General features: G+C 64.2%; 20 protein-coding genes. 13 read left to right on the top strand and 7 right to left on the bottom strand.

The window, feature by feature from the left end; all coding sequences use genetic code 11:
- The first annotated feature begins 28 nt into the window (after window positions 1-28).
- From M1D44_RS04630 to M1D44_RS04605, 6 genes are all read left to right on the top strand, one after another.
- Window positions 29-979: a UDP-2,3-diacylglucosamine diphosphatase gene (locus M1D44_RS04630; protein WP_112184250.1), complete on the top strand. Its 951-nt coding sequence runs from the start codon at window positions 29-31 to the stop codon at window positions 977-979.
- 86 nt (window positions 980-1,065) lie between these two features.
- Window positions 1,066-2,109, top strand: a complete 1,044-nt coding sequence (locus M1D44_RS04625; protein ID WP_204360035.1) for a glycosyltransferase family 4 protein — start codon at window positions 1,066-1,068, stop codon at window positions 2,107-2,109.
- Between the two features lie 12 nt (window positions 2,110-2,121).
- Window positions 2,122-2,586: a diacylglycerol kinase gene (locus tag M1D44_RS04620; protein WP_112184248.1), complete on the top strand. Its 465-nt coding sequence runs from the start codon at window positions 2,122-2,124 to the stop codon at window positions 2,584-2,586.
- A gap of 136 nt (window positions 2,587-2,722) precedes the next feature.
- The gene (locus M1D44_RS04615; RefSeq protein ID WP_024975272.1) at window positions 2,723-3,433 is read left to right on the top strand and encodes a TetR/AcrR family transcriptional regulator; all 711 of its coding nucleotides are present in this window, start codon (window positions 2,723-2,725) and stop codon (window positions 3,431-3,433) included.
- On the top strand, window positions 3,430-4,014 hold the full coding sequence (locus tag M1D44_RS04610; protein ID WP_024975271.1) for an LOG family protein: 585 nt from the start codon (window positions 3,430-3,432) through the stop codon (window positions 4,012-4,014). The genes M1D44_RS04615 and M1D44_RS04610 overlap by 4 nt, the downstream gene beginning before the upstream one ends.
- Window positions 4,015-4,020: 6 nt before the next feature.
- Window positions 4,021-4,617: a LysE family translocator gene (locus M1D44_RS04605; protein ID WP_024975270.1), complete on the top strand. Its 597-nt coding sequence runs from the start codon at window positions 4,021-4,023 to the stop codon at window positions 4,615-4,617.
- A gap of 19 nt (window positions 4,618-4,636) precedes the next feature.
- On the opposite strand, the gene M1D44_RS04600 is transcribed toward M1D44_RS04605, so the two are convergent.
- From M1D44_RS04600 to M1D44_RS04585, 4 genes are read right to left on the bottom strand one after another with little or no spacing between them, the layout of a single operon-like run.
- Window positions 4,637-5,215, bottom strand: coding sequence for a DUF924 family protein (locus M1D44_RS04600; protein ID WP_316854177.1), 579 nt, complete (start codon window positions 5,213-5,215; stop codon window positions 4,637-4,639).
- A 43-nt stretch (window positions 5,216-5,258) separates the two neighbouring features.
- Window positions 5,259-5,663, bottom strand: a complete 405-nt coding sequence (locus M1D44_RS04595; RefSeq protein WP_024975268.1) for a group II truncated hemoglobin — start codon at window positions 5,661-5,663, stop codon at window positions 5,259-5,261.
- Window positions 5,664-5,697: 34 nt separating this feature from the next.
- On the bottom strand, window positions 5,698-8,232 hold the full coding sequence (locus M1D44_RS04590; RefSeq protein ID WP_316854176.1) for an ABC transporter permease: 2,535 nt from the start codon (window positions 8,230-8,232) through the stop codon (window positions 5,698-5,700).
- Window positions 8,233-8,288: 56 nt separating this feature from the next.
- A complete protein-coding gene (locus M1D44_RS04585) occupies window positions 8,289-9,389 on the bottom strand; it encodes a substrate-binding domain-containing protein (protein WP_316854175.1) in 1,101 nt (366 codons plus the stop codon).
- Window positions 9,390-9,547: 158 nt separating this feature from the next.
- Between M1D44_RS04585 and M1D44_RS04580 the strand changes: the two genes are divergently transcribed.
- Window positions 9,548-10,396 (top strand): ABC transporter substrate-binding protein, encoded by an 849-nt coding sequence (locus tag M1D44_RS04580; RefSeq protein WP_316684630.1) that lies wholly within the window; start codon window positions 9,548-9,550, stop codon window positions 10,394-10,396.
- A 41-nt stretch (window positions 10,397-10,437) separates the two neighbouring features.
- On the opposite strand, the gene M1D44_RS04575 is transcribed toward M1D44_RS04580, so the two are convergent.
- A complete protein-coding gene (locus tag M1D44_RS04575) occupies window positions 10,438-11,385 on the bottom strand; it encodes a LysR substrate-binding domain-containing protein (RefSeq protein ID WP_024975264.1) in 948 nt (315 codons plus the stop codon).
- A gap of 213 nt (window positions 11,386-11,598) precedes the next feature.
- Between M1D44_RS04575 and xdhA the strand changes: the two genes are divergently transcribed.
- The 6 genes from xdhA to M1D44_RS04545 all read left to right on the top strand — a co-directional run bounded on the left by xdhA (window position 11,599) and on the right by M1D44_RS04545 (window position 19,761).
- The gene (xdhA, locus tag M1D44_RS04570; RefSeq protein WP_316854174.1) at window positions 11,599-13,113 is read left to right on the top strand and encodes a xanthine dehydrogenase small subunit; all 1,515 of its coding nucleotides are present in this window, start codon (window positions 11,599-11,601) and stop codon (window positions 13,111-13,113) included.
- Between the two features lie 4 nt (window positions 13,114-13,117).
- Window positions 13,118-15,484 (top strand): xanthine dehydrogenase molybdopterin binding subunit, encoded by a 2,367-nt coding sequence (gene xdhB, locus M1D44_RS04565; protein WP_316854173.1) that lies wholly within the window; start codon window positions 13,118-13,120, stop codon window positions 15,482-15,484.
- A gap of 13 nt (window positions 15,485-15,497) precedes the next feature.
- Window positions 15,498-16,532: a xanthine dehydrogenase accessory protein XdhC gene (gene xdhC, locus M1D44_RS04560; RefSeq protein ID WP_316854172.1), complete on the top strand. Its 1,035-nt coding sequence runs from the start codon at window positions 15,498-15,500 to the stop codon at window positions 16,530-16,532.
- A 2-nt stretch (window positions 16,533-16,534) separates the two neighbouring features.
- Window positions 16,535-17,572 carry an adenosine deaminase gene (locus M1D44_RS04555; protein WP_316854171.1) on the top strand — a complete coding sequence of 346 codons (1,038 nt, stop codon included), beginning with the start codon at window positions 16,535-16,537 and terminating at the stop codon, window positions 17,570-17,572.
- 17 nt (window positions 17,573-17,589) lie between these two features.
- On the top strand, window positions 17,590-18,924 hold the full coding sequence (gene guaD / locus M1D44_RS04550) for a guanine deaminase (protein WP_439004783.1): 1,335 nt from the start codon (window positions 17,590-17,592) through the stop codon (window positions 18,922-18,924).
- Window positions 18,925-19,188: 264 nt separating this feature from the next.
- Window positions 19,189-19,761 (top strand): TMEM165/GDT1 family protein, encoded by a 573-nt coding sequence (locus M1D44_RS04545; protein ID WP_024975258.1) that lies wholly within the window; start codon window positions 19,189-19,191, stop codon window positions 19,759-19,761.
- Between the two features lie 262 nt (window positions 19,762-20,023).
- On the opposite strand, the gene M1D44_RS04540 is transcribed toward M1D44_RS04545, so the two are convergent.
- The gene (locus M1D44_RS04540; protein WP_024975257.1) at window positions 20,024-21,268 is read right to left on the bottom strand and encodes a urate hydroxylase PuuD; all 1,245 of its coding nucleotides are present in this window, start codon (window positions 21,266-21,268) and stop codon (window positions 20,024-20,026) included.
- Window positions 21,269-21,285: 17 nt separating this feature from the next.
- Complete coding sequence (gene uraH, locus M1D44_RS04535) at window positions 21,286-21,639, bottom strand: hydroxyisourate hydrolase (protein WP_012762338.1); 354 nt, start codon at window positions 21,637-21,639, stop codon at window positions 21,286-21,288.
- Between the last annotated feature and the right edge of the window lie 63 nt (window positions 21,640-21,702).

Here is a 21,702-nt window from a genome sequence, read left to right as displayed (position 1 = left end):
TTCCGACTGGAATGCTCCACCGCCTCTGATGCAAATGGCTGCCGGACTTGCCGCTGCCGGCGCGCTGGGCTCGGCTGTGCCAGCGGGCCGCGGCGATGTGCGCGAGCACGAAGCACCGGCCGCCACGCCAGCTTCCACGTTGGCGCCAGAGCACTCGGCTGATACGGACACTGACCCGCCCGCCGAAAAAATCCAGCGTTACCGCACGATCTGGCTGTCGGACATCCACCTCGGCACGCCGGGCTGCCAGGCCGATTATCTGCTCGACTTTCTGAAGCACCACGAATCGGACACGCTGTACCTGGTGGGGGACATCGTTGACGGCTGGCAACTGCGAAAGGGCTGGTACTGGCCGCAGGCACACAACGATGTGGTGCAGAAGGTGCTGCGCCGCGCGCGCAAAGGTACTCGTGTGGTGTTCATCCCGGGCAACCACGACGAGATGGCGCGTCAGTTCCACGGCCTGAACTTTGGCGATATCGAAGTCGCTGAAGATGCAGTGCACGTGACCGCCACTGGCAAGCGCCTGTGGGTTGTGCACGGCGACCTGTTTGACGGCGTGATGCAGCACGCCCGCTGGCTGGCCTACGTGGGCGACTCGCTCTACACCTTCATCCTGGCGATGAACCGGCACTTCAACCGCATCCGCGTGCGGCTTGGGTTTCCGTACTGGTCTTTGTCGCAATACCTGAAGCATCAGGTCAAGAACGCAGTCAACTTCATCAATTCGTTCGAGCGCGTGATGACGGACGAAGCGCGCCGCCGCGGCTGCGACGGCGTGGTCTGCGGGCATATCCACAAAGCCGAGATCCGCGAGATCGACGGCCAGCTTTACTGCAACGACGGCGACTGGGTGGAGAGCCTTTCTGCCCTGGTCGAAACCATGGAAGGCGAACTGCAGATCGTCTACTGGACGCATCTGCTCGATGCGCCGCGCACATCCCGCCGCGCACGCCGTGCCGCTGCGGCCGCCGCCTAATGGAAGCCCCTATGACCAACACCAGCATCGACCTCGTGCAGCACGCCGCAGCCCAACCTACCCCCCAAGGAGAGCCTGTGAAAGTCATGATCGTCACCGATGCCTGGGAACCGCAGGTCAACGGCGTCGTCCGTACCCTCACCCAGACGCGTCGCGAACTGGAAGCCATGGGGCACATCGTCGACATGATCACGCCGCTGGAATTCAAGACGGTGCCGTGCCCGACGTATCCGGAAATCCGCCTGTCGATCCTGCCGGCCAAGCGCGTGCGCGAGCGCATCGAGAAGTTCGCCCCGCAGGCGCTACACATTGCCACCGAAGGCCCGCTTGGCCTCGCCGCACGCGCCTACGCGCTGCGCCACAAGCTGCCCTACACGACCGCGTACCACACCCGTTTTCCGGAGTACGTGCAGGCGCGCTTCGGCATTCCGCTGGCGTGGACGTATCGCTTTCTGCGCTGGTTCCACAGCCCTGCCCAGGCGGTGATGGCACCGACACCCGTAGTGCTGAAAGACCTTGCCGACTACGGCATCACCAATGGCGTGCTGTGGACGCGCGGCGTGGATCTGGACATCTTCACCGCCCAGCGCAGCAACGTGCTTAATACGGCCCATCCGATCTTCCTGTACGTCGGCCGTGTGGCCGTGGAGAAGAACGTCGAAGCCTTCCTGGAGCTGGATCTGCCGGGCTCCAAATGGGTGGTGGGTGAAGGCCCCGCCCTGGCCGGGCTGAAGGCGAAGTACCCGAACGCGAGCTACCTCGGCGTACTCAAGCAACCGGAGCTGGCCAAGGTGTACGCCTCGGCCGACGTGTTCGTCTTCCCGAGCCGCACCGACACGTTCGGCCTGGTACTGCTGGAGGCACTGGCCAGCGGCCTGCCGGTTGCCGCGTATCCGGTGACGGGGCCGATCGACGTGTTGGGAGATTCGCCGGCCGGTGCGTTGCGCGAAGACTTGCGCGAAGCATGCCTGGAAGCGCTGCGTATCGACCGTGCCACGGCGCGTGCGCATGCCGAGAAGTTCTCGTGGCGCGCGGCCTCGGAGCAATTCCTCGCGCACCTGCGCCCGATGCCCGCCGCGCCGGCCGGCAACACCAAGGCCGCCGAGCCGTCCACCGCCGCGGGTGCCTGAGCCTTGCGTTCCATGAAGCCCACCACCCCGCCGGACCGGCGTCTGGAAAATCCGCCTGCACCACCAGCGGCCGGCGCCTATTCGCCGGCCGACAACCCGCATAAGGGCAATCGCGGCATCACGCGGGCATGGTTTGCGCTCAAGAACTCCATCAGCGGCATCCGCTTCGCCATCGACGAGGAAAGCGCGTTCCGCCAGGAATTGACGCTGTGCGCAATCCTGCTGCCCTGCGCGTTCGTCATCCCAGCCACGGTGGTCGAGCGCATTCTGATGCTCGGTACGCTGGTGCTGGTGCTCATCGTCGAGCTGCTCAATTCGAGCGTGGAAGCGGCGGTCGACCGTATCTCGTTGGAACAGCACGGGCTTTCCAAGCGTGCCAAGGATTTCGGCAGCGCAGCCGTCATGCTGGCCCTGCTGCTGTGCGCGGGGACGTGGTTGGCGATCGCCTGGCCATGGGTGGCCTCGCTGTTGCATTAGGAACACCAGCGAAAAACCGGCGACAACGTTTGGCAATGTCGGCCCCACAGCATGTAGGGGTCGTTGCACAAGCACGATCTCTTATAATCCGGGCACCAATACGCCACGGAGACAGGGCCACCGGCCTTGGCAGTCAATGGAAACCAAGCAGCATTCCACCGGCCCGCGCCGCACGCGCGATCGCATCCTCGAAGTGTCGCTGCGCCTGTTCAACGACTTGGGCGAGCCCAACGTCACCACCACGACGATCGCCGAAGAGCTGGAGATCAGCCCGGGCAACCTGTACTACCACTTCCGCAACAAGGACGACATCATCAACTCGATCTTCGTGCAGTTCGAGCAGGAGATCGCGCGCCGTCTGAAGCTGCCGGATGACCACAAGGCCACACTTGACGAGACCTGGGGCTACCTGCAGTACATGTCGGAGTTTCTTTGGAACTACCGCTTCCTGTACCGCGACATCAACGATCTGCTCGCACGCAACCGCATGCTTGAACTGAACTTCAAGCGCATCGTCGAGCAGAAGCGCCATTTCGCCATGGACATCTGCCACCAGTTCATCGAAGACGGCGAGATGGAAGCCACGGCCGAGCAAATCGATGTCATCTGCACCAACATCGTCGTGATCGCCACCTACTGGCTGTCGTTCCAGTTCGTGCAGCACCCACGCCAGTACAACGACCAGAACGCAATCCGCGACCACCTGCACGGCGCGAGCTACCACATCCTGTCGATCCTCGCGCCTTACCTGCGCGGCAAGCCGCGGCGGGCGTTCGATTTGCTGGCGGTGAGCCGCAGCAATGATCCGCCCATCAGCACCTCCGGCAACAAAACTCCCGCCCAATGAAATCGATCTGCGTTTATTGCGGTTCCAGCCCCGGCGAGCGCCCGGAATACAAAGCCAATGCCATCGCGCTGGGCAGCGAGATGGTCAAGCGTGACCTCACGCTCGTCTATGGCGGCGGTAACGTCGGCCTGATGGGCGTGGTGGCCGACGCGGTGCTGCAAGGCGGCACCCCGGTGATCGGCATCATCCCGAAATCGCTGGTGCGCAAGGAGGTCGGCCATAAAGACCTGACCGAGCTGCACATCGTCGACAGCATGCACCAGCGCAAGCAGATGATGGCCGATCGTGCGGATGCCTTCATCGCTATGCCCGGCGGCGTCGGCACGTACGAAGAGCTATTCGAGACCTTCACGTGGCTGCAGCTCGGCTATCACAACAAGCCGATCGGCCTGCTGAACGTAGCGGGCTTCTACGACAAACTGCTCGCCTTCATCGACCATGCTGTGCAGGAAGGCTTCCTCAAGCGCCACCACGCTGACCTGCTGCACGTGAGCGACGACCCCGCCGCGTTGATCGACATGCTGGCGCGTGCGCCGCGCGAGACGGTCGACAAGTGGTCGGAGCGTCGCGAGCGCACGTAGGGCGACATGCAAGATTCGTTGCTTACGATGGCGCTGTACGCGTCCCTGGTGCTGATCATGCCGGGGCCGACGAACATGCTGCTGCTCTCGTCCGGCCTCAAAGTGGGCGTGCGGCGGACGAGCCCGCTCATTGCCGTAGAGGCGCTGGGCTATGTCACTTCAATCTCGCTGTGGGGATTCTTTCTGACCGCGCTGTCGGTCAGTCAGCCGTGGCTGCCAGCCGTCGTCAAACTGCTGAGTTCCGCGTACATCCTCTACTTGGCCGCAAAGATCTGGCGACAAAGCGGTGCACTGCAGCACGTTGCGGCGAATCCTGTCAGCTTGCGCGACATGTTCGCCACCACGTTGATGAACCCGAAGGCGCTGCTGTTTGCAAGCACGCTCTTCCCGCTCGCAGCATTCCAGTCCGCAGCCGATTTTGGGCGGACCATCGCCACGTTCCTGGTCGTGCTGGTGCCCATTGCTATCGGCTGGTCGTATTTGGGCATGCTGCTCACGACACGGCGCACGTGGGCGTCTCATACGCCCAAACTGTTGCGCGGTGCAGCGCTCGTACTGCTGACCTTCTCGGGAACACTGATGTATTCGGTGTTGAGCCGTTGAGCAGGAAGGCGCCGTTGGCCTAAAACGACGACCCTGGCTGGGTCAGAAACGCAACTTCCTCGGGGGTGGAAACGCGCCCGAGGGCTTCGTTGCGATGGGGGAAACGCCCGAAGCGCGCCACGATCTCGCGGTGCTTCTCCGCCCAGATGAGCGAGTCCGCATCGCCTTCCTGATCGCGCAGGCGCGTGTAGAGGCGAATCGATTCGTCCTGCGCAGACAGTGCCTCGCTGTGCTCGAAAGGCAGGTAACAGAACATGCGGTGATGGCGCGTCGGCAGTCGCGCATCCCAGCCCGCGGCCACGACGATCTGCGCGGTGTGCAACGCAGCCGCGTCGCTGGCAAACGCGCGCGCACTGCCGCGAAACATGTTGCGCGAGAACTGGTCGAGCACAACGATGCGCGCGATGGCTTCGAGCGGCGTATCCATCCAGGTGTCGGCGTCGCCCGTAGAAAGCGCTTCCCACAGCGGCATGAAGCGCGTGCGGATCTCGGTATCGAACGCGTCGGATTTGGTGAACCATTCCGGCCGTGCGTCGATCAGCGGCGCGTTGCCGAACCAAAACGCGAGCACGTCATCGGCGGTGGGCAAACCGATCATTGGGGTCTCCTTGTTTTTGTAAGGTGCGCTATAGCGCGGCACCTTAGCGCTGCACGTTCCGCATCCAATCGGCGGTCTGCCAGAACGCCTGCATCAGGCGCATCTGCAGGGCTTCGTCCAAGCCGATATCTTGCATGGCGAGTGCCATGCAGCGCATCCATTGATCACGCTCCTGCGTGCCGATCTCGAACGGCAGATGGCGCGCGCGCAAGCGCGGGTGGCCAAAGCGCTCGATGAAATGATTCGGGCCGCCCAGCCAACCGCACAGGAACCAGAACAGCTTGTCGCGCGATCCATCCAGGCTTTGCGGATGCAGTGCGCGCAGCACGGCAAACTCGGGCTCCAAATCCATCAGGTCGTAGAAGCGATCAACGAGTTCGCGCACGCGCGCTTCGCCGCCAATCAGGTCAAAAGCCAGGGTTTCCTGGCCGGAAGTTGCGTCAGTCATACAGCGTCAGTCACGTCAAAAAATTTAGGCGTCGTCATGCGTCACGAAGCGTTGCCATGGCCGGGCGACGCAGCACGTCGCGCAAGCCCAGCCAGCCGCCAACAAAGGCACAAGCCATGCCGCTCACAACGCCCACCGGCAGGATCGCCGGGTTGAAACGATACGGAAAATCGAACACGTGCGCCGAGAGCACCCAGCCGATGGCGATTGCGCCCACGCCGGCCATCAGCCCGGCCAAGCCGCCAACGATCAGCACTTCTGCATACTGCGTCTGGCGTACCACAGCGGAGCCCGCGCCCAGCGCGCGCAGCACGCCGGCATCGCGCAAGCGCTCGTCACGCGAGCCGGAGAGCGCGGCATAGAGCACCAGCACACCCGCCGCCAACGTAAAGACGAAGAGGAATTCCACCGCCGCCGTTACCTGATCCAGCACGCCCTGCACCTGCTGCAAGATCAGTTCGGTATCGACCACCGTGAGGTTCGGAAACTCACGCACGAGCTTGGCCGGCAGATCGGCCTGCCCGGCGGGAATGCGGAACGCGGTCACGTACGTCTGCGGCATGTCGTGCAGCGCCACGGGCGGCAAGATCACGAAGAAATTTACGCGCATCGAACTCCAGTCGAGCTTGCGCAATGACGTGATGGGCGCATCCACCGTCTGCCCGGCGACGTCGAAACGCAGCACGTCGCCCAGGCGCAGGTTGAGCGTCTTGGCAATGCCCTCTTCCACCGAGGCCTCGGGCTTCTGCCCGCTGAACCATTGGCCGGAAACAATGCGATTTTCAGGCGGCGGCTCGGTAGCGTACGACAGGTTGAATTCGCGTTCGACCAGGTTGCGGGCGCGCGATTCGGCATAGGTCTGGCGGTCGATCACCTGGCCATTCACCTGGGTTAGGCGTCCGCGCACCATCGGATAGAGCTGTGGGTCCGCCACACCAGCTTGGGCAAGGGCCTGCGCCACTGCCCGCATCTGATCGGGCTGGATATTGATGATGAAACGGTTGGGCGCATCGGCCGGGGTGGCGTTGTGCCACGAGCGGATCAGGTCATTGCGCGTCATGGCGAGCAACAGCAGCGCCATCAGGCCGACGGCAAGCGATACGGTTTGCAGCACGCTCACGCCGCGACGGCGCTCCAGTACGGCCAGTGCAAAGCGCCAACCCACGCTGAGCGCACGACCACGCCCCAGCGATACCGCCAGCGCGCGCAAGCCACCGGCGGCCAGGAGCGCAAACACAACGATGGCGCCGGCAAACCCGGCGGCCGTCAGCGCACCGAGCTTCACGTCGCGCGCAGATACCACGAGCAACGCGAAGAATGCCGCCGCGCCCAGCGCATAGCCAATCCACGCAGCAACGGCGCGCTCAGCCACATCGCGCCGCAGTACGCGCAGCGGCGCCACGCGCACGAGGCTCAGCAACGGCGGCACGGCAAAGCCAATGAGCAGCACCAGCCCCGCCGCCACGCCCACTACCGCAGGCCAGACAGATGGCGCGGGCAATGTCACCGTGACCAGATCACCGAGCGACGCAAGCAACAACCAGTGCGCGCCATAACCCAGCGCCACGCCCACGGCCGAACCCAGCACGCCGATCAACAAAAACTCCAGCGCGAACGTGCCGAGAATCTGCCCCTGCTTGAGCCCCAGGCACTTGATGACGGCCACCGCATCGGTATGCCGCGCGGTGTATCGGCGCGCGGCCATGGTGATCGCCACTGCGGCAATCATCGCGGCCAGCAAGGCAACGAGCGAGAGGAAGCGCTCGGCGCGGTCCAGCGTTTCGCGCATCTGCGGTTGGCCGTTCTGCAACGACTCAACGCGCACGCCACGCAGTTGGCGCGTCTTCGTTTCGTTCTCGGCCCAGGTGTGGAACGCACTGGCAGCGGCATCGGGGCCCGCCACCAGCAAGCGATACGTCACCCGGCTGCCGTAAGTGACGAGGCCCGTCGAACCCAGATCCGACATCGGCAACATCACCCGGGGGGCGAAATTCATGAAGCCCGCGCCGCGATCGAGTTCCTGGGTGATGACATGGGCGACCTTGAACGTGCGCGTGCCCAGGCGGATCGCATCGCCCACGCGAATGCCGAGCGCTTCGAGCAGCGGTGCGTCCACCCACACCGTGCCTGCGGCAGGAATGCCCCGGATTGGCGCGCCCACGGTGTCGCGCCCGTCATCGCTCGCCTTGAGGGTGCCGCGCAGCGGGTAACCCATGTCGACGGCCTTGATGGCGGCGAGTTGCGAAGCGGGTTCGCCTGAGGCGCCCTTGGCCAACGTGCTCGCCATACTGGGGAAGGTGGCGGTGTGCGTGACCTGCAGGCCGCGCGCGCGCGCATGCGCCTCGATGTCGGGTGGCAACGGCTGGTCGGACACGACAAGCACATCCGCGCCGATCAGTTGACGCGCATCGCGCTCCAAGCCGGCATGCATGCGGTCGGCCAGGAAACTGACGGACGCCAGCGCGGCCACGGCCAGCACCAGCGCGACGAGCAGGAGGTTCAGTTCGCCGGCGCGCCAGTCGCGGCGCAGCATGCGCAGGGCTTGGGTCCAGACGGAGAAACGTGACATGGGCAGAACATGGACGGGGCGCTCGATCGCGCAAACCCCGCCATGTTCGCACGACTTCAGCGGGCCAGCGCGCGGGCCTCGTCAGCGTGCCAGGGCAGCGCCTGCTCTGCGGTCAGCAGCGAAACGTGCTCGGTCGGTCGGTAGCCTGCGAGGTGGCCCAGCCCTTCGCGAAAGGCTGGCTGGCCAATGCGCTCGATCAGCTCGCGCACCCAGGGCGACAGCGCGTCATTGCGGCGCACCGCCAGGTAATACGTTTCGCGCGTCAGCGGCACAAAGTGCAGGCCATGGGCTTCGGCGCCCGGGCGCAGGCCGAAGCCGACGTCCGCTCGCCCTTCCTGCACGGCCACGGCGATCTTGTCGCTGGAGAATTCCTGCTCGTCATACCCGTGGATCTGGTCGGGATACAGACCCGCAGCCACCAGCAGTTGATCGAACAGCAAACGCGTGCCCGAACTGCGCTGGCGGTTGATGAAGCGCGCCTGCGTACGCGCCAGGTCGCCCAATGACCGCACCCGCCCGGCCCATTCCGCCGACATCATCAGCCCCTGCTCGCGATCGGCCAGGGCGATCAGGCGTACGGCCGTCGGGCGCAGCCACTTACGCAAGGTCTGGTGCGCGATTGAGCCAGCACCCTGCTGCGGTGCCACATAGAAGCCGGCCACCTCGCATTGCTTTTCCTGCAGGCAGATCAGCCCTTCAACAGCGCTGCAGAACACGGTATCGATGTGGGCACCGTGGCTTTGCCGCGCGAACGTCTCGGCCAGCACTTCCACGGCCGGGTCGTGACTGCCCGAGAACCGGATGCGCGCCTGCGACTGGGAGGCATCTTCCAGCTCGGAGAGGAACTGCCCCATGGCTTGGTGCAGCGCCGGATCGAGTTGCTCACGCAAGCGCATCTCGGCGCGCAACATGCGCTCGCCAAAGAGCGTGAGCGAAGCCCCCCGGCCGCGCTCCATGTCGAGCAGCGAGCGGCCGAGCATTTCTTCCCACGACCGCATCACCCCCCAGGCGTGCCGGTACGACAGCCCCACCTGTTTGGCCGCCCGGTGCAGCGACCCCGTCTCGCGCACCGCCCGCAGCAACTGAAACACTTTGCCGTTGGCGCGCGGGTTGTCGTCCGGCCCCACCACCGGAAATACTTCGAACTGGAATGTCATTATGTTTATGGTTTCCTATTTACTTCCGCCGTGGCCCGGGAGAACAATCCTGCTCATCCCCGGGGCGGGCATATCGTGGCCGCTGACCGCCCCCGACGTTGCTGTCATCATGCAGCATCCGACATAAAGCGTCCACGCCTTCCCGCTGACCCCACAACATGCCCGGATTGTCCCAAACCCTTCGGCTGTCTGCAGTCATCTGCATGACACTCGCGCTCGCCACGGCCGCATATGCTGGCGATCTCCGCATGGCCACCACCACCAGCACTGAAAATTCCGGTCTGCTGAAAGTCCTGTTACCCAAGTTCGAGGCGGCCACTGGCATCCATGTGCACGTGATTGCCGTTGGCACCGGCAAGGCAGTCAAGCTGGGTGAATCGGGGGACGTGGATGTGGTGCTCGTGCACGCCCGCCAACTGGAAGACGCCTTCGTCGCCTCAGGCGGCGGCATCGACCGCCGCGACGTGATGTACAACGACTTCATCCTCGTCGGCCCCGAGGCAGACCCGGCTCACGTGCGTGGCCAGAAGAACGTCATCCAGGGGATGGAGACCGTCGCCGCGGCGGGCGAAAAAGCCGGCACCAAGTTCATCTCGCGCGGTGACAACTCCGGCACCGACGTCATGGAAAAGGCTTACTGGAAGACGGCCAACATCGACCCGAAAGGCAGGCCGTGGTACGTCAGCGCGGGGCTCGGAATGGGCGAAGTGCTGAACATGGCCGCGCAGATGAACGCCTACACGCTCTCGGACCGCGCAACCTACGGCGCCTACCGCGCCAAGACGGGTCTCGACATCGTGCTGGCCGGAGACCCGCGCATGTTCAATCCCTACGGCATCATCGCGGTCAACCCGAAGAAATACCCCAGCGTCAACTACGCTGATGCGACCAGGCTGATCGAATGGATCACGTCACCGGAGGGTCAGCAAGTGATCGCCGGTTTCAAGGTCAACGGGGAACAGGTGTTTTTCCCGGACTACGGGAAGGCCGTCGCAAGCGGAAAGTAGCCCCCCGCGCGGCGGCATGGCTGAGCGGCGGCGGTGCAGCTTCAGGCCACCGCCGATTCCAACTGCGAATGCTGCGGCAACTCTGCCGCCACCTCGCCGATCATGCGGCGCAGCCACATCACATCGGGCGCGGCATGGCTGCGTTCATGCCAGAGCTGGTAGAAGCGCATCTTCGGGAACGCCATGGGCGTCGGCAGGATGCGGATCGGCAAATACTGGGCGCAGTGCGCAGCGAACTGGCGGCCAGTGGTGAAGACCAGATCGGTGCGCATCAGCACATACGGCACCAGCCCGAAATATGGCAGCGACACTTGGATCTGCCGCTTCAGCCCCTGCTCCGCAAGTGCTTGATCGATCATGCTGCGCTGCATGACGGCGTACGGCGCGGGCGCCAGATGCGGCATTTCCACGTAGTGCTTGAGCGAGATCCCCTTGCGCGCCAGCGGGTGCTGCGCCCCCAACATGCAGACGACTTCATCGTCGAACAACGGCGAAATGTGCAGATGTTCCGGCGGCGAGAGCCAGTTGCCGATCACGAGGTCCATGCCGCCCTGCTCCAGCGCGGCAAGGTAATCGACGCCGGCATTGAGCGGATGCACCACCAACTTGGCCTGCGGTGCCTGCTTGCGCAGACGCTCGACGATGTTGGGCAGGAAAAAGGCATCGAGGTAATCCGGCGCACCGAGGTGAAACGTGCGGGTGGTGTTGCCGGGGTCGAATTCCTGCGACGGGCGGGCGATGCGCTCCATCGCCTCCAGGCTCTGCTGCGCGAGCGCCAGCAAATCGTGGCCGCGCTCGGTCGGCACCATGCCGTTCTTGCCGCGCACCAGGATGGCGTCGCCGGTGATCTCGCGCAGGCGCTTGAGCGTATTGCTGATGGCCGGCTGCGACTGGCCGAGCTTGACCGCCGTACGCGTCACGCTCTGCTCGGTGAGCAGCGTGTAGAGAACGCGCAGGAGGTAGGTATCGAGGTGATCTTTGCCGTGCATCTGGAGGCGGGTAACGGCTGCGCCGACCCTTCTAAAAGAAGTGCTTGGGGACGCTGTCAGTGTATGTCACCTGCACGCCGCGCCGCCAGACCGCTACCGGCGGGTATACCCCGGATTTTGGCTTTCCGATGCGGGTTATCACATGGGCCAAATATTGCATTCCTGGCCCGGTGCTATGGTTCCGTTACACACACAAACAGGCGTAGAACCCCCATGGAGACTCAGCCCATCCGCTTCTTCCACCGCGGCCAGGTCCGCACCGTCACGGACGCCCCGATCACCCGGACGGTGCTTCAATACCTGCGTGAAGACGCACACTGCACCGGCACCAAGGAAGGGTGCGCCGAGGGCGATTGCGGTGCTTGTACCGTCGTGCTCGGTGAACTGCAGGAAGACGGCAGCGTCGGCCTGAAGGCCGTCAACGCGTGCATCCAGTTCCTGCCCACGCTCGACGGCAAGGCGCTGTTCACCGTGGAAGACGTGCGTGGCAAGGATGGCACGCTGCACCCGGTGCAAGAGGCCATGGTGGAGTGCCATGGGTCGCAGTGCGGCTTCTGCACGCCAGGCTTCGTCATGTCGCTCTACGCCCTGTACGAGAACACCGGCAATCAGGCGCCGATCCCGTCGCGCCAGACCATCTGCGATTCGCTCACCGGCAACCTCTGCCGCTGCACTGGCTACCGTCCGATCATCGACGCCGGCGAACGCATGTTCGAGCTGCCCTCCCCTGCCGGCATCGACCGCACGCAACTGGCCGAAACGCTGCGCAAGCTGCAACGCAAGGACACCTTCAGCTATGCGCCGGTCGGCACCGAGAACGCACCGCGCTTCTACGCACCGCGCACCGCATCGGCCTTTGCCGCCATCAAGGCCGCGCATCCGAACATCCGCATCCTGGCCGGCAGCACCGACGTCGGCCTGTGGGTCACCAAGCAGTTCCGCGACCTGGGCGACATCCTGTACATCGGCCAAGTGGCCGACCTGTACGCACTGGAAAAGCGCGACGGCTGGATCGAGATCGGCGCTGCTGTCTCGCTGGAAAAAGCCTACGAATTCCTGGCGGCGGACTACCCTGAGACGACCGAGCTGTGGAAGCGCTTTGCCTCGCTGCCGATCCGCAATGCCGGCACGCTGGGCGGCAACGTCGCAAACGGCTCGCCGATTGGTGACTCCGCGCCTGCGCTCATTGCCATCGGCACGCGCGTCGTGCTGCAACGTGGCGAAGTCCGCCGCGAATTGCCACTCGAAGACCTCTACCTCGCCTATCAGAAGAACGCGATGGAAGAAGGGGAATTCGTGGCTGGCCTGCGCATCCCCGCGCGTGAGGGCCGTGATGCTCTGCGCTTTCGCACGTACAAACTGTCCAAGCGCTTTGACGAAGACATTTCTGCCGTGTGCGCAGCGCTGGCCATCGAACTGGACGGTGACATCGTGCGCAGCGCACGCATCGCCTACGGCGGCATGGCGGCAACGTCCAAGCGCGCGACGGAGACGGAAAACGCCATCGTCGGCCAGCCCTGGAATGAAGCGACCGTGCGTGCTGCCATGGCAGCCATGTCGCGCGACTACACCCCGCTGACCGACATGCGCGCCACCGACAACTATCGCCGCGTATCGGCCGCCAACACGGTGTACCGCTTCTGGCTGGAAACCCGCACCGATACGCCACTCGCACCCGAACAGATCAATGTGCGCGCGGTCGAATTGAATACCCTCACGGCAGCGTAAGAACATGAACAAGCAAACCGAAGCCTTCCTGCTGGCGGAAGCCGATATTGCTGCGGCCATGTCTGGCCAGCGCGGCGCTGTGGTGGGCATTTCTCGCCCGCACGAATCCGCACACCTGCATGTTGCGGGCACCGCCACGTACACCGACGACATTCCCGAACTGGCCGGCACGCTGCACGCGGCGCTCGGCATGAGCACGCAGGCGCATGCGCGCATCGTCAACATGGATCTGGACCGCGTGAAGGCCGCGCCCGGCGTGGTGGCGGTGTTCACGTCGGCCGATATTCCCGGCACGAACGATTGCGGCCCGATCATCCACGACGACCCGATCCTCGCCACCGACACGGTGCACTTCATCGGCCAGCCGATGTTCATCGTGGTAGCCACATCACACGATGCGGCGCGCCGCGCGGCGCGTCTGGGCAATATCGAATACGAAGTTCTGCCCCCGATGCTGACCCCGGAAGAGGCGCGTGCGGCCGGCAAATCCGTGCTGCCCCCGATGCACCTCAAGCGCGGCGAACCGGCTGAGCGCATCGCCGCTGCACCCCGCTCTGAAACCGGCAAGATGTCGCTGGGCGGCCAGGAGCAGTTCTACCTCGAAAGCCAGATTTCGTACGCGGTGCCGAAGGAAGACAACGGCATGCACGTGTGGTGCTCGACACAGCACCCGACCGAGATGCAGCACATGGTGTCGCACATGCTGGGCTGGCACGCCAACCAGGTGCTGGTCGAATGCCGCCGCATGGGCGGCGGTTTCGGTGGGAAGGAATCGCAGTCGGGCCTGTTCGCCTGCTGTGCGTCGCTGGCGGCATGGAAACTTGCCTGCCCCGTCAAGCTGCGTCCGGACCGCGACGACGACATGATGATCACCGGCAAGCGGCACGACTTCCGCTTCGCCTATAAAGCCGGCTACGACGACGACGGCCGCATCCAGGGCGTCAAGGTGGACATGACGTCGCGCGCCGGTTTTTCGGCCGACCTGTCGGGCCCCGTGATGACGCGCGCCATCTGCCACTTCGACAACGCCTACTGGCTGCCCGAGGTAGAGATCGACGGTTTCTGCGCACGCACCAACACGCAGTCGAACACTGCCTTCCGCGGCTTCGGCGGCCCGCAGGGCGCGTTTGCCATCGAGTACATCATGGACAACATCGCGCGGTCGGTCGGCAAGGACCCGCTCGATGTGCGCCGCGCCAATCTGTACGGCAAGGACAAGAACAACGTCACGCCGTACGGCCAGACCGTGGAAGACAACGTCATCCACGAACTGCTCGACGAGCTGGAGGCCACCTCCGACTACCGCGCCCGCCGCGAAGCGATTCGCGCGTTCAATGCGACCAGCCCGGTGCTCAAGCGCGGTCTGGCGTTGACGCCGGTGAAGTTCGGCATCTCGTTCAACGTGAAGCACTTCAACCAGGCCGGGGCGCTTGTGCACGTCTACAACGACGGCTCGATCCTGGTGAACCACGGCGGCACCGAAATGGGTCAGGGCCTGAACACCAAGGTCGCGCAGGTCGTGGCGCACGAACTGGGCGTGTCGTTCACGCGCATCCGCGTGACGGCCACGGACACCAGCAAGGTGGCCAACACATCCGCCACGGCTGCATCAACCGGCAGCGACCTGAACGGCAAGGCTGCGCAAGACGCCGCACGCCAGATCCGCCAGCGCCTGATCGCGTTTGCCGCCGAGCACTACGAAGTGCCCGTCGAGACGGTGGCGATCGTGGGCGACCATCTGGAAATCGGTGCACGCCGCGTGCCATTCGATGAACTGATCGGCAAGGCCTATGTTGCCCGCGTGCAATTGTGGTCCGACGGGTTCTACGCCACGCCCAAGCTGCACTGGGATCAAGCCAAGCTCAAGGGCCGTCCGTTCTACTACTACGCCTATGGCGCGGCAGTCTCGGAAGTAGTGGTTGACACGCTCACCGGCGAATGGCGCCTGCTGCGCGCCGACGTGCTGCACGACGCCGGCCGATCGATCAATCCGGCCATCGACATCGGCCAGGTGGAAGGCGCGTTCATTCAGGGCATGGGTTGGCTGACGACCGAAGAGCTGTGGTGGAACAAAAACGGCAAGCTGATGACGCACGCGCCGTCCACCTACAAGATCCCGACGGTCAACGACTGCCCGACGGACTTCCGCGTGCACCTGTTCAACAACGCCAACGTGGAAGACAGCATCCACCGCTCCAAGGCGCTGGGTGAGCCGCCGCTGCTGCTGCCGTTCTCGGTGTTCTTCGCCATTCGCGATGCGGTGGCTGCCGTGGGCGATGGCCGTACGAGCCCACCGCTGAATGCACCCGCCACCAGCGAGGAAATCCTCAAGGCTGTGGACGCTATCCGCAGCGCCCCGCTGTCGGCCTGAGTTGGGAGCCCCCATGGACCACACGCAACTGCGCCCCTTCCGCTTCGCCGATGTGCTTGCCACCGTGCAGGCCGGGCAGCCGTGCGTGCTGGTCACGGTGACGGACGTGCAAGGCTCTGCCCCGCGCGAGCCAGGCACGCTCATGCTGGTGGGCACCGACGGTTTCTTCGGCACCATCGGCGGCGGCCATCTGGAATGGCGCGCGATGGAAATCGCCCAGATCATGATGGATGCGCCCGAGGCCACCGGCGAAGCTCGCCGCCAGTTCGTACGCATTCCACTTGGGCCTGCGCTTGGCCAATGCTGCGGCGGCGTGGTGCGGCTGTCGCTTGAGCGACTCGACACGCGTGATGTGGGATGGATCGCGCTGGCAGACGACGCCATGCGCCAACGCCGCAGCCTGCGCCGCTTCGTCTCCGCCGATCCTGCGGTGGCCGTCGAAGCCACCATCGGTGACGCAGCAACTGCTGGCGTGCAACTCGACGCCAGCGGCTTCACGCAAACCGTCCTGCCGCCCGACATGTCGATCGTGCTGTGCGGCGCGGGCCATGTCGGCCACGCCATCGTGCGCGCGCTGGCGCATCTGCCCTGCCGCGTCACGTGGGTGGATGAGCGCGATGCGATGTTCCCCTTCCCCACGGAAGTGCCGTCGAACGTCGTCATCGAATCCACCGATACGCCGGAAGCCGTGATCGATCACGCGCCCGCCGGCAGCTACTTCCTGGTCATGACGCACAACCATGCGTTGGACCTCGCGCTGTGCGAACGCATCATGCGCCGCACGGACTTTGCCTACTTCGGCCTGATCGGTTCCAAGACCAAGCGCGCGCGCTTCGAGCACCGCATGGTCGAGCACGGCGTAGACCCGGCACGCCTGCCAGAAATGGTGTGCCCGATTGGCGTGGCGGGCATCGTGGACAAGGCGCCGGATATCATTGCGGTATCCGTCGTCGCGCAACTTCTGCAGGTGCGAGAGCTGCAACAGCATGCGCTCACCAGTGCCAGCAGCGGCGCGGCGGTTCCTTACCGCACCCCCACATCCGCCTGACCATGCCGATCTCCCCCGCCCTTGCAGAGCGCATCGCCACCAGCCCGAAAGCCGAACTGCACATCCACATCGAAGGCTCGCTCGAGCCCGAACTGATGTTCGCGCTGGCCGAGCGCAACGGCGTGAAGCTGCCGTATGCGTCGGTGGAAGAAGTACGTGCCGCCTACGCCTTCGACGATCTGCAATCGTTTCTCGACCTGTATTACGCGGGCGCCAGCGTGCTGCTCACCGAGCAGGATTTCTACGACATGACGGCCGCTTATGTCGCGCGCGCGCTTGCCGACAACGTCCACCACGCCGAAATCTTCTTCGACCCACAGACGCATACCGCGCGCAACGTGCCCATGCATGTGGTCATTCACGGCATCGTCCGCGCTCTGGACGACGCCGAGCGCGAGCATGGTTTTTCCAGCGCGCTGATCCTCTGCTTCCTGCGCCATCTGAGCGAGGCAGACGCATTCGACACGCTCGAAGCGGCACTGCCCTATATCCAGGACCCGACCAACCGCATCATCGGCGTGGGGCTGGATTCGTCCGAGCGCGGCAACCCACCGGAGAAGTTCGCGCGCGTGTTCGCACGCTGCAAGGAACTCGGCCTGCACCTGGTGGCCCACGCAGGTGAGGAAGGCCCCGCACAGTACGTGACCGATGCGCTGGACATCCTGAAGGTGGAGCGCATCGACCACGGCGTACGCGCCATCGACGATGCCGCACTCATCAAGCGCCTCGCCGCCGAACGTATCGCGCTGACGGTCTGCCCATTGTCGAACGAAAAACTGAAGGTCTATCCGGACCTGCGCGACCACTCGCTCAAACAACTGCTGGCCGCGGGCTGCGCAGTGACGCTGCATTCCGATGATCCGGCCTACTTTGGCGGCTACATGAACACCAACTGGCTCGCCACCTTCAACGCCCTCGACCTGTCTGCGGCCGATGCGCACACGCTCGCACGCAACAGCTTCGAGGCGTCCTTCCTGCCCGAACAGGACAAAGCCCTGTGGCTTGCCAAGGTCGACGACCACTGGAAAGCCACACACTAAAAATCCACGAGACGACGATGACCACGATGCCCCCGCCTTCCAACAACGTTCACGCTTACCGCGGCCGCGTGCTGCATTTCCTGCACGACCCGCAGTATCGCGAGCGCGATGCTTATGAGTACTGGGAAGACGGCCTGCTCGTGGTCGCGGGCGGCAAGGTCGTGCAGGCCGGCGACTACGCCGCACTGCGCGAGAACCTGCCCGCCGGCACGCAACTGCACGACTACAGCGGCAAGCTGATCGTGCCCGGCTTCATCGATACGCACATCCACTTCCCGCAGACGGACATCATCGCGTCGCCGTCCCCGGGCCTGCTGCACTGGCTGGAGACGTACACCTTTCCGCAAGAGCGCCGCTTCGAAAGCGAGGAGTACGCCGCCGGCGTCGCTTCGTTCTTCCTCGACGAACTACTGCGCAACGGCACGACCAGCGCGATGGTGTGGAGCACCGTGCATCGCAGCTCGGCCGAGACGCTGTTCACGCAAGCTCAACAACGCGGCATGCGGATGATCACCGGCAAGGTGATGATGGACCGCAACTGCCCGGAATATCTGCGCGACACGGCTGAATCCGGCGCGCGTGACACGGCTGACCTGATCTCCCGCTGGCACGGCAAGGATCGTCTGGCCTACGCCATCACACCGCGCTTTGCGCCCACATCGAGCGAAGCGCAGCTGCAAGCCTGCGCAGAGCTCGCCAAGCAATACAAAGACGTCTTCATCCAGACCCACGTCGCCGAAAACCCCGACGAAGTGAAATGGGTGGCTGATCTGTTCCCCAACGCACGCAGCTACCTGGACGTCTACGACCGCTACGGCCTGCTGCGCAAAGGCGCCTTTTACGGACACGCCATCTGGCTGGACGACGGCGACCGCCAGCGCATGGCCGAATCCGGCGCGGCCGTGGCGCACTGCCCCACGTCCAACCTGTTCCTGGGCAGCGGCCTGTACAACTTCCACAAGAACGACGCGCACCGCCTGGCACTGACGCTGGCCACTGACGTTGGCGGGGGCAGCTCGTTCTCAATGCTGCGCACGATGGGCACGGCGCACAAGGTCGCGCGCATGGGCGGCTATCACCTGACTGCGCTGCGCATGTTCTACCTGGCCACGCGCGGCGCCGCCGAAGCGTTGGGCTGGGAAGACCGCATCGGCAGCTTCGTGCCGGGCGCGGAAGCCGACTTCATCGTCCTGGACCCGGCGGCCACGCCGCTGCTGGCACGCCGCAATGCGCGCTCGGAAACGCTGGAAGAGCTGCTGTTTTCGTTAGCGCTGCTGGGTGAGGACCGTGCTGTATCCGCCACTTACATCCAAGGCGAGCCCGCCAAATTCGCAGTTGGCGCCAACGCCTGATCCACATATAATCGCGACTTCCATTGGGGAGTAGCCGCCCAGGGTCGATACCCTGGGGGCCACGTCAACAGACTTGACCCTCGCTAGGATCACCAAGATTCGGGCAGACGGTTATGGCGTGGTCAGCAGCCACTCGGGGTGCGCAACATCGAAAGATGCGTGGCACCTTGGTGACGCGCCTGGCGAGACCGATGACAACCCACTGCGGACAGGGCCGGCAGTGGCGCGTCATTGGTTCGCACACGGCCCGGACACCACAACAACATGGAAGCCTTTCTCGTCTCCACAGGCATCGTCGCGCTCGCTGAAATCGGCGACAAGACACAGCTGCTGTCGATCCTGCTCGCCGCGCGTTTTCGCAAGCCGGTCCCGATCATCCTCGGTATCTTCGTCTCCACGCTCGTCAACCATGCCTTTGCCGGCGCGGTCGGCGGTTGGATTACGCACGTACTGGGCGAAAACGTGCTGCGCTGGATCCTCGGTGTGGGCTTCATCGCCATGGCGGGCTGGATGCTGATTCCCGACAAGCTGGACGAAGAAGAAGCGCCCAGCGACACGCAGCGTGGCCTGGGCATCTTCGGCACGACCATCGTCGCGTTCTTCTTTGCCGAAATGGGCGACAAGACGCAGATCGCCACGGTGGCCCTGGCCGCGCGCTTTCACGACATCGTGTGGGTGGTCGCGGGCACGACATTCGGCATGATGCTGGCCAACGTACCGGCTGTGCTGATGGGCAACAAGTTTGCGGCGCGCATGCCGATCACGCTGGTGCATCGGATTGCGGCGCTGATCTTCCTGGTGCTGGGAGTGCTGGCGTTGCTCGGCGTTGGGAAGTAAGTCGTAGAGATCGAGCTCTGGCGCCAGCTCAGAGCTTGCTTACGCTTCGCAGCCCGCTTGGAGGGCGCCCCCCAGTGCTCCCTCCAACGCCCCAAGGCTTGTATCACCGAGCCGAAATCGGGCGACGCGGAGCACATCGCCGCTGATGTTTAGCAAAAAAAAACGGGGCCGTAGCCCCGTTCAACCCTCACCGGTCATGCCACCCGCTAGGGAACGAATGGCATGCTCCGATAAACCTTCCTGTTGTTGATCAGCGTGCGCCTCAGTTCGTCTTGGCGCCGCCTTCGAACCACTTGGCGATAATCGTGCGCTCGTCGTCGGTGATCTGCGTCACATTGCCCAGCGGCATCAGCTTCTGCTGCACGACCTGCTGGTAGACGAGCTGCGCATGCTTGCCCAGTTCTTCCGGCGTATCGAGCAACACGCCCTTAGCCGGCGAAGGCATCAGGGTAGGATGAGCCGAGTGACATTGGTAGCACCGTGCGGTAACGACTGCCTGTACTTTGGCGAAGTCAGAGCCGCCGGATGCCGCGGTGGCAGCAACCGCAACGCCTTGCGCCGTTGCGGCCGGCGCGCTTTCCGTGGCCGCAACGGCCGGACGGGGCACCGGAGCCAGCCAAACCGCCACACCCACCAGCACCGCTACGCCTGCTGCCGGATAGCCCCAGTTGATCACGCCCTTGTGCTTCAGGATGAAGAACTGACGGATCAGCACGCCAGCCAGCATGATCAGGACCAGCACAGCCCAGTTGTACTTGGCGGCGTACGTCATGCTGTAGTGGTTCGACAGCATCGCAAACAGGACCGGCAGCGTGAAGTACGTGTTGTGCACGCTGCGTTGCTTGCCGCGCTTGCCGTGGATCGGGTCCGGCTTCTCGCCAGCCTTGAGCGAAGCGACCACCTTGCGTTGCCCCGGAATGATCCAGAAGAACACGTTGGCGCTCATGATGGTCGCGATCATCGCGCCGATCAGCAGGAACGCTGCACGGCCCGAGAACAGGTGGCACGCCGCAAACGCCGCGATCACCACATAGATGGCCACCAGAATGCCCACCACGCGGTCGTTCTTGCCGAACACGCGGCAGATCGTGTCGTACACCAGCCAGCCGACCACCAGGAAGCCCAGCGCCAGCAGCACGGCCGTTGTCGCCGTCATGTCGAACACGCTGCGATCGATCATGTAGACGTTGGCGTTGAACAGGTACACCACCGTCAGCAGGGCGAAGCCCGACATCCAGGTCGAGTACGACTCCCAGTAGAACCAGTGCAGATGGTCGGGCAGTTGCTTCGGTGCCAGCAGGTACTTCTGCGGGTTGTAGAACCCGCCGCCGTGCACGGCCCACAGTTCGCCGTCGACCCCCTTGTCCTTCAGATCCGGTGCGATGGGCTTGGTCAGGCTGTTATCGAGCCAGACGAAGTAGAACGACGAACCGATCCACGCGATCGCGACGATCACGTGCAGCCAACGCAAGAGCAAGTTGGCCCAGTCGAGGATATAGCCTTCCATGATGACTCCCTGCCCTGTTAGCTGCCGCGATAGGTCGAATACGACCACGGCGACACCAGCAGCGGCACGTGGTAGTGCGCGCTGGTATCGGCCACGCCAAAGCGCAGCGTCACCACGTCCAGGAACGCGGGCTCGGGGAGTTTGACGCCGGCAGCGCGGTAGTACTCGCCCACGCCGAAGTCCAGTTCATACACGCCAGCCTGCAGCGCGTCGCCTTCGAGCAGCGGCGCATCGCAACGGCCATCATGATTGGTGCGGACCGATTTGATCGGTTGCCGCTGATTGTCGACAATTTTGAACAGTGCAATCGCCAGGTTTTGACCTGGCGTGCCTGCGGCGGTGTCGAGCACATGGGTGGTCAAGCGTCCCATTTGTCTTCCTCTGTAGTTTGAATTTTCAGAAGCGCCGCTGCCTCCACTTGCACCTCGCGCCAA

The sequence above is a fragment of the Ralstonia sp. SA306 genome, assembly GCF_054792405.1.
This window is presented reverse-complemented; position numbering and strand designations above follow the sequence as displayed.

Bases quoted from the DNA above. Each gene is read 5' to 3' on its own strand.
- M1D44_RS04610 (WP_024975271.1), top strand. From the start codon at position 3,430: ATGAAATCGATCTGCGTTTATTGCGGTTCCAGCCCCGGCGAGCGCCCG.
- M1D44_RS04600 (WP_316854177.1), bottom strand. From the start codon at position 5,215: ATGATCGGTTTGCCCACCGCCGATGACGTGCTCGCGTTTTGGTTCGGC.
- guaD (WP_439004783.1), top strand. From the start codon at position 17,590: ATGACCACGATGCCCCCGCCTTCCAACAACGTTCACGCTTACCGCGGC.
- M1D44_RS04545 (WP_024975258.1), top strand. From the start codon at position 19,189: ATGGAAGCCTTTCTCGTCTCCACAGGCATCGTCGCGCTCGCTGAAATC.
- M1D44_RS04555 (WP_316854171.1), top strand. From the start codon at position 16,535: ATGCCGATCTCCCCCGCCCTTGCAGAGCGCATCGCCACCAGCCCGAAA.
- M1D44_RS04605 (WP_024975270.1), top strand. From the start codon at position 4,021: ATGCAAGATTCGTTGCTTACGATGGCGCTGTACGCGTCCCTGGTGCTG.
- M1D44_RS04540 (WP_024975257.1), bottom strand. From the start codon at position 21,268: ATGGAAGGCTATATCCTCGACTGGGCCAACTTGCTCTTGCGTTGGCTG.
- M1D44_RS04580 (WP_316684630.1), top strand. From the start codon at position 9,548: ATGCCCGGATTGTCCCAAACCCTTCGGCTGTCTGCAGTCATCTGCATG.
- uraH (WP_012762338.1), bottom strand. From the start codon at position 21,639: ATGGGACGCTTGACCACCCATGTGCTCGACACCGCCGCAGGCACGCCA.
- M1D44_RS04620 (WP_112184248.1), top strand. From the start codon at position 2,122: ATGAAGCCCACCACCCCGCCGGACCGGCGTCTGGAAAATCCGCCTGCA.
- M1D44_RS04630 (WP_112184250.1), top strand. From the start codon at position 29: ATGCAAATGGCTGCCGGACTTGCCGCTGCCGGCGCGCTGGGCTCGGCT.
- M1D44_RS04595 (WP_024975268.1), bottom strand. From the start codon at position 5,663: ATGACTGACGCAACTTCCGGCCAGGAAACCCTGGCTTTTGACCTGATT.
- xdhA (WP_316854174.1), top strand. From the start codon at position 11,599: ATGGAGACTCAGCCCATCCGCTTCTTCCACCGCGGCCAGGTCCGCACC.
- M1D44_RS04585 (WP_316854175.1), bottom strand. From the start codon at position 9,389: ATGACATTCCAGTTCGAAGTATTTCCGGTGGTGGGGCCGGACGACAAC.
- M1D44_RS04615 (WP_024975272.1), top strand. From the start codon at position 2,723: ATGGAAACCAAGCAGCATTCCACCGGCCCGCGCCGCACGCGCGATCGC.
- M1D44_RS04590 (WP_316854176.1), bottom strand. From the start codon at position 8,232: ATGTCACGTTTCTCCGTCTGGACCCAAGCCCTGCGCATGCTGCGCCGC.
- M1D44_RS04575 (WP_024975264.1), bottom strand. From the start codon at position 11,385: ATGCACGGCAAAGATCACCTCGATACCTACCTCCTGCGCGTTCTCTAC.
- M1D44_RS04625 (WP_204360035.1), top strand. From the start codon at position 1,066: ATGATCGTCACCGATGCCTGGGAACCGCAGGTCAACGGCGTCGTCCGT.
- xdhC (WP_316854172.1), top strand. From the start codon at position 15,498: ATGGACCACACGCAACTGCGCCCCTTCCGCTTCGCCGATGTGCTTGCC.
- xdhB (WP_316854173.1), top strand. From the start codon at position 13,118: ATGAACAAGCAAACCGAAGCCTTCCTGCTGGCGGAAGCCGATATTGCT.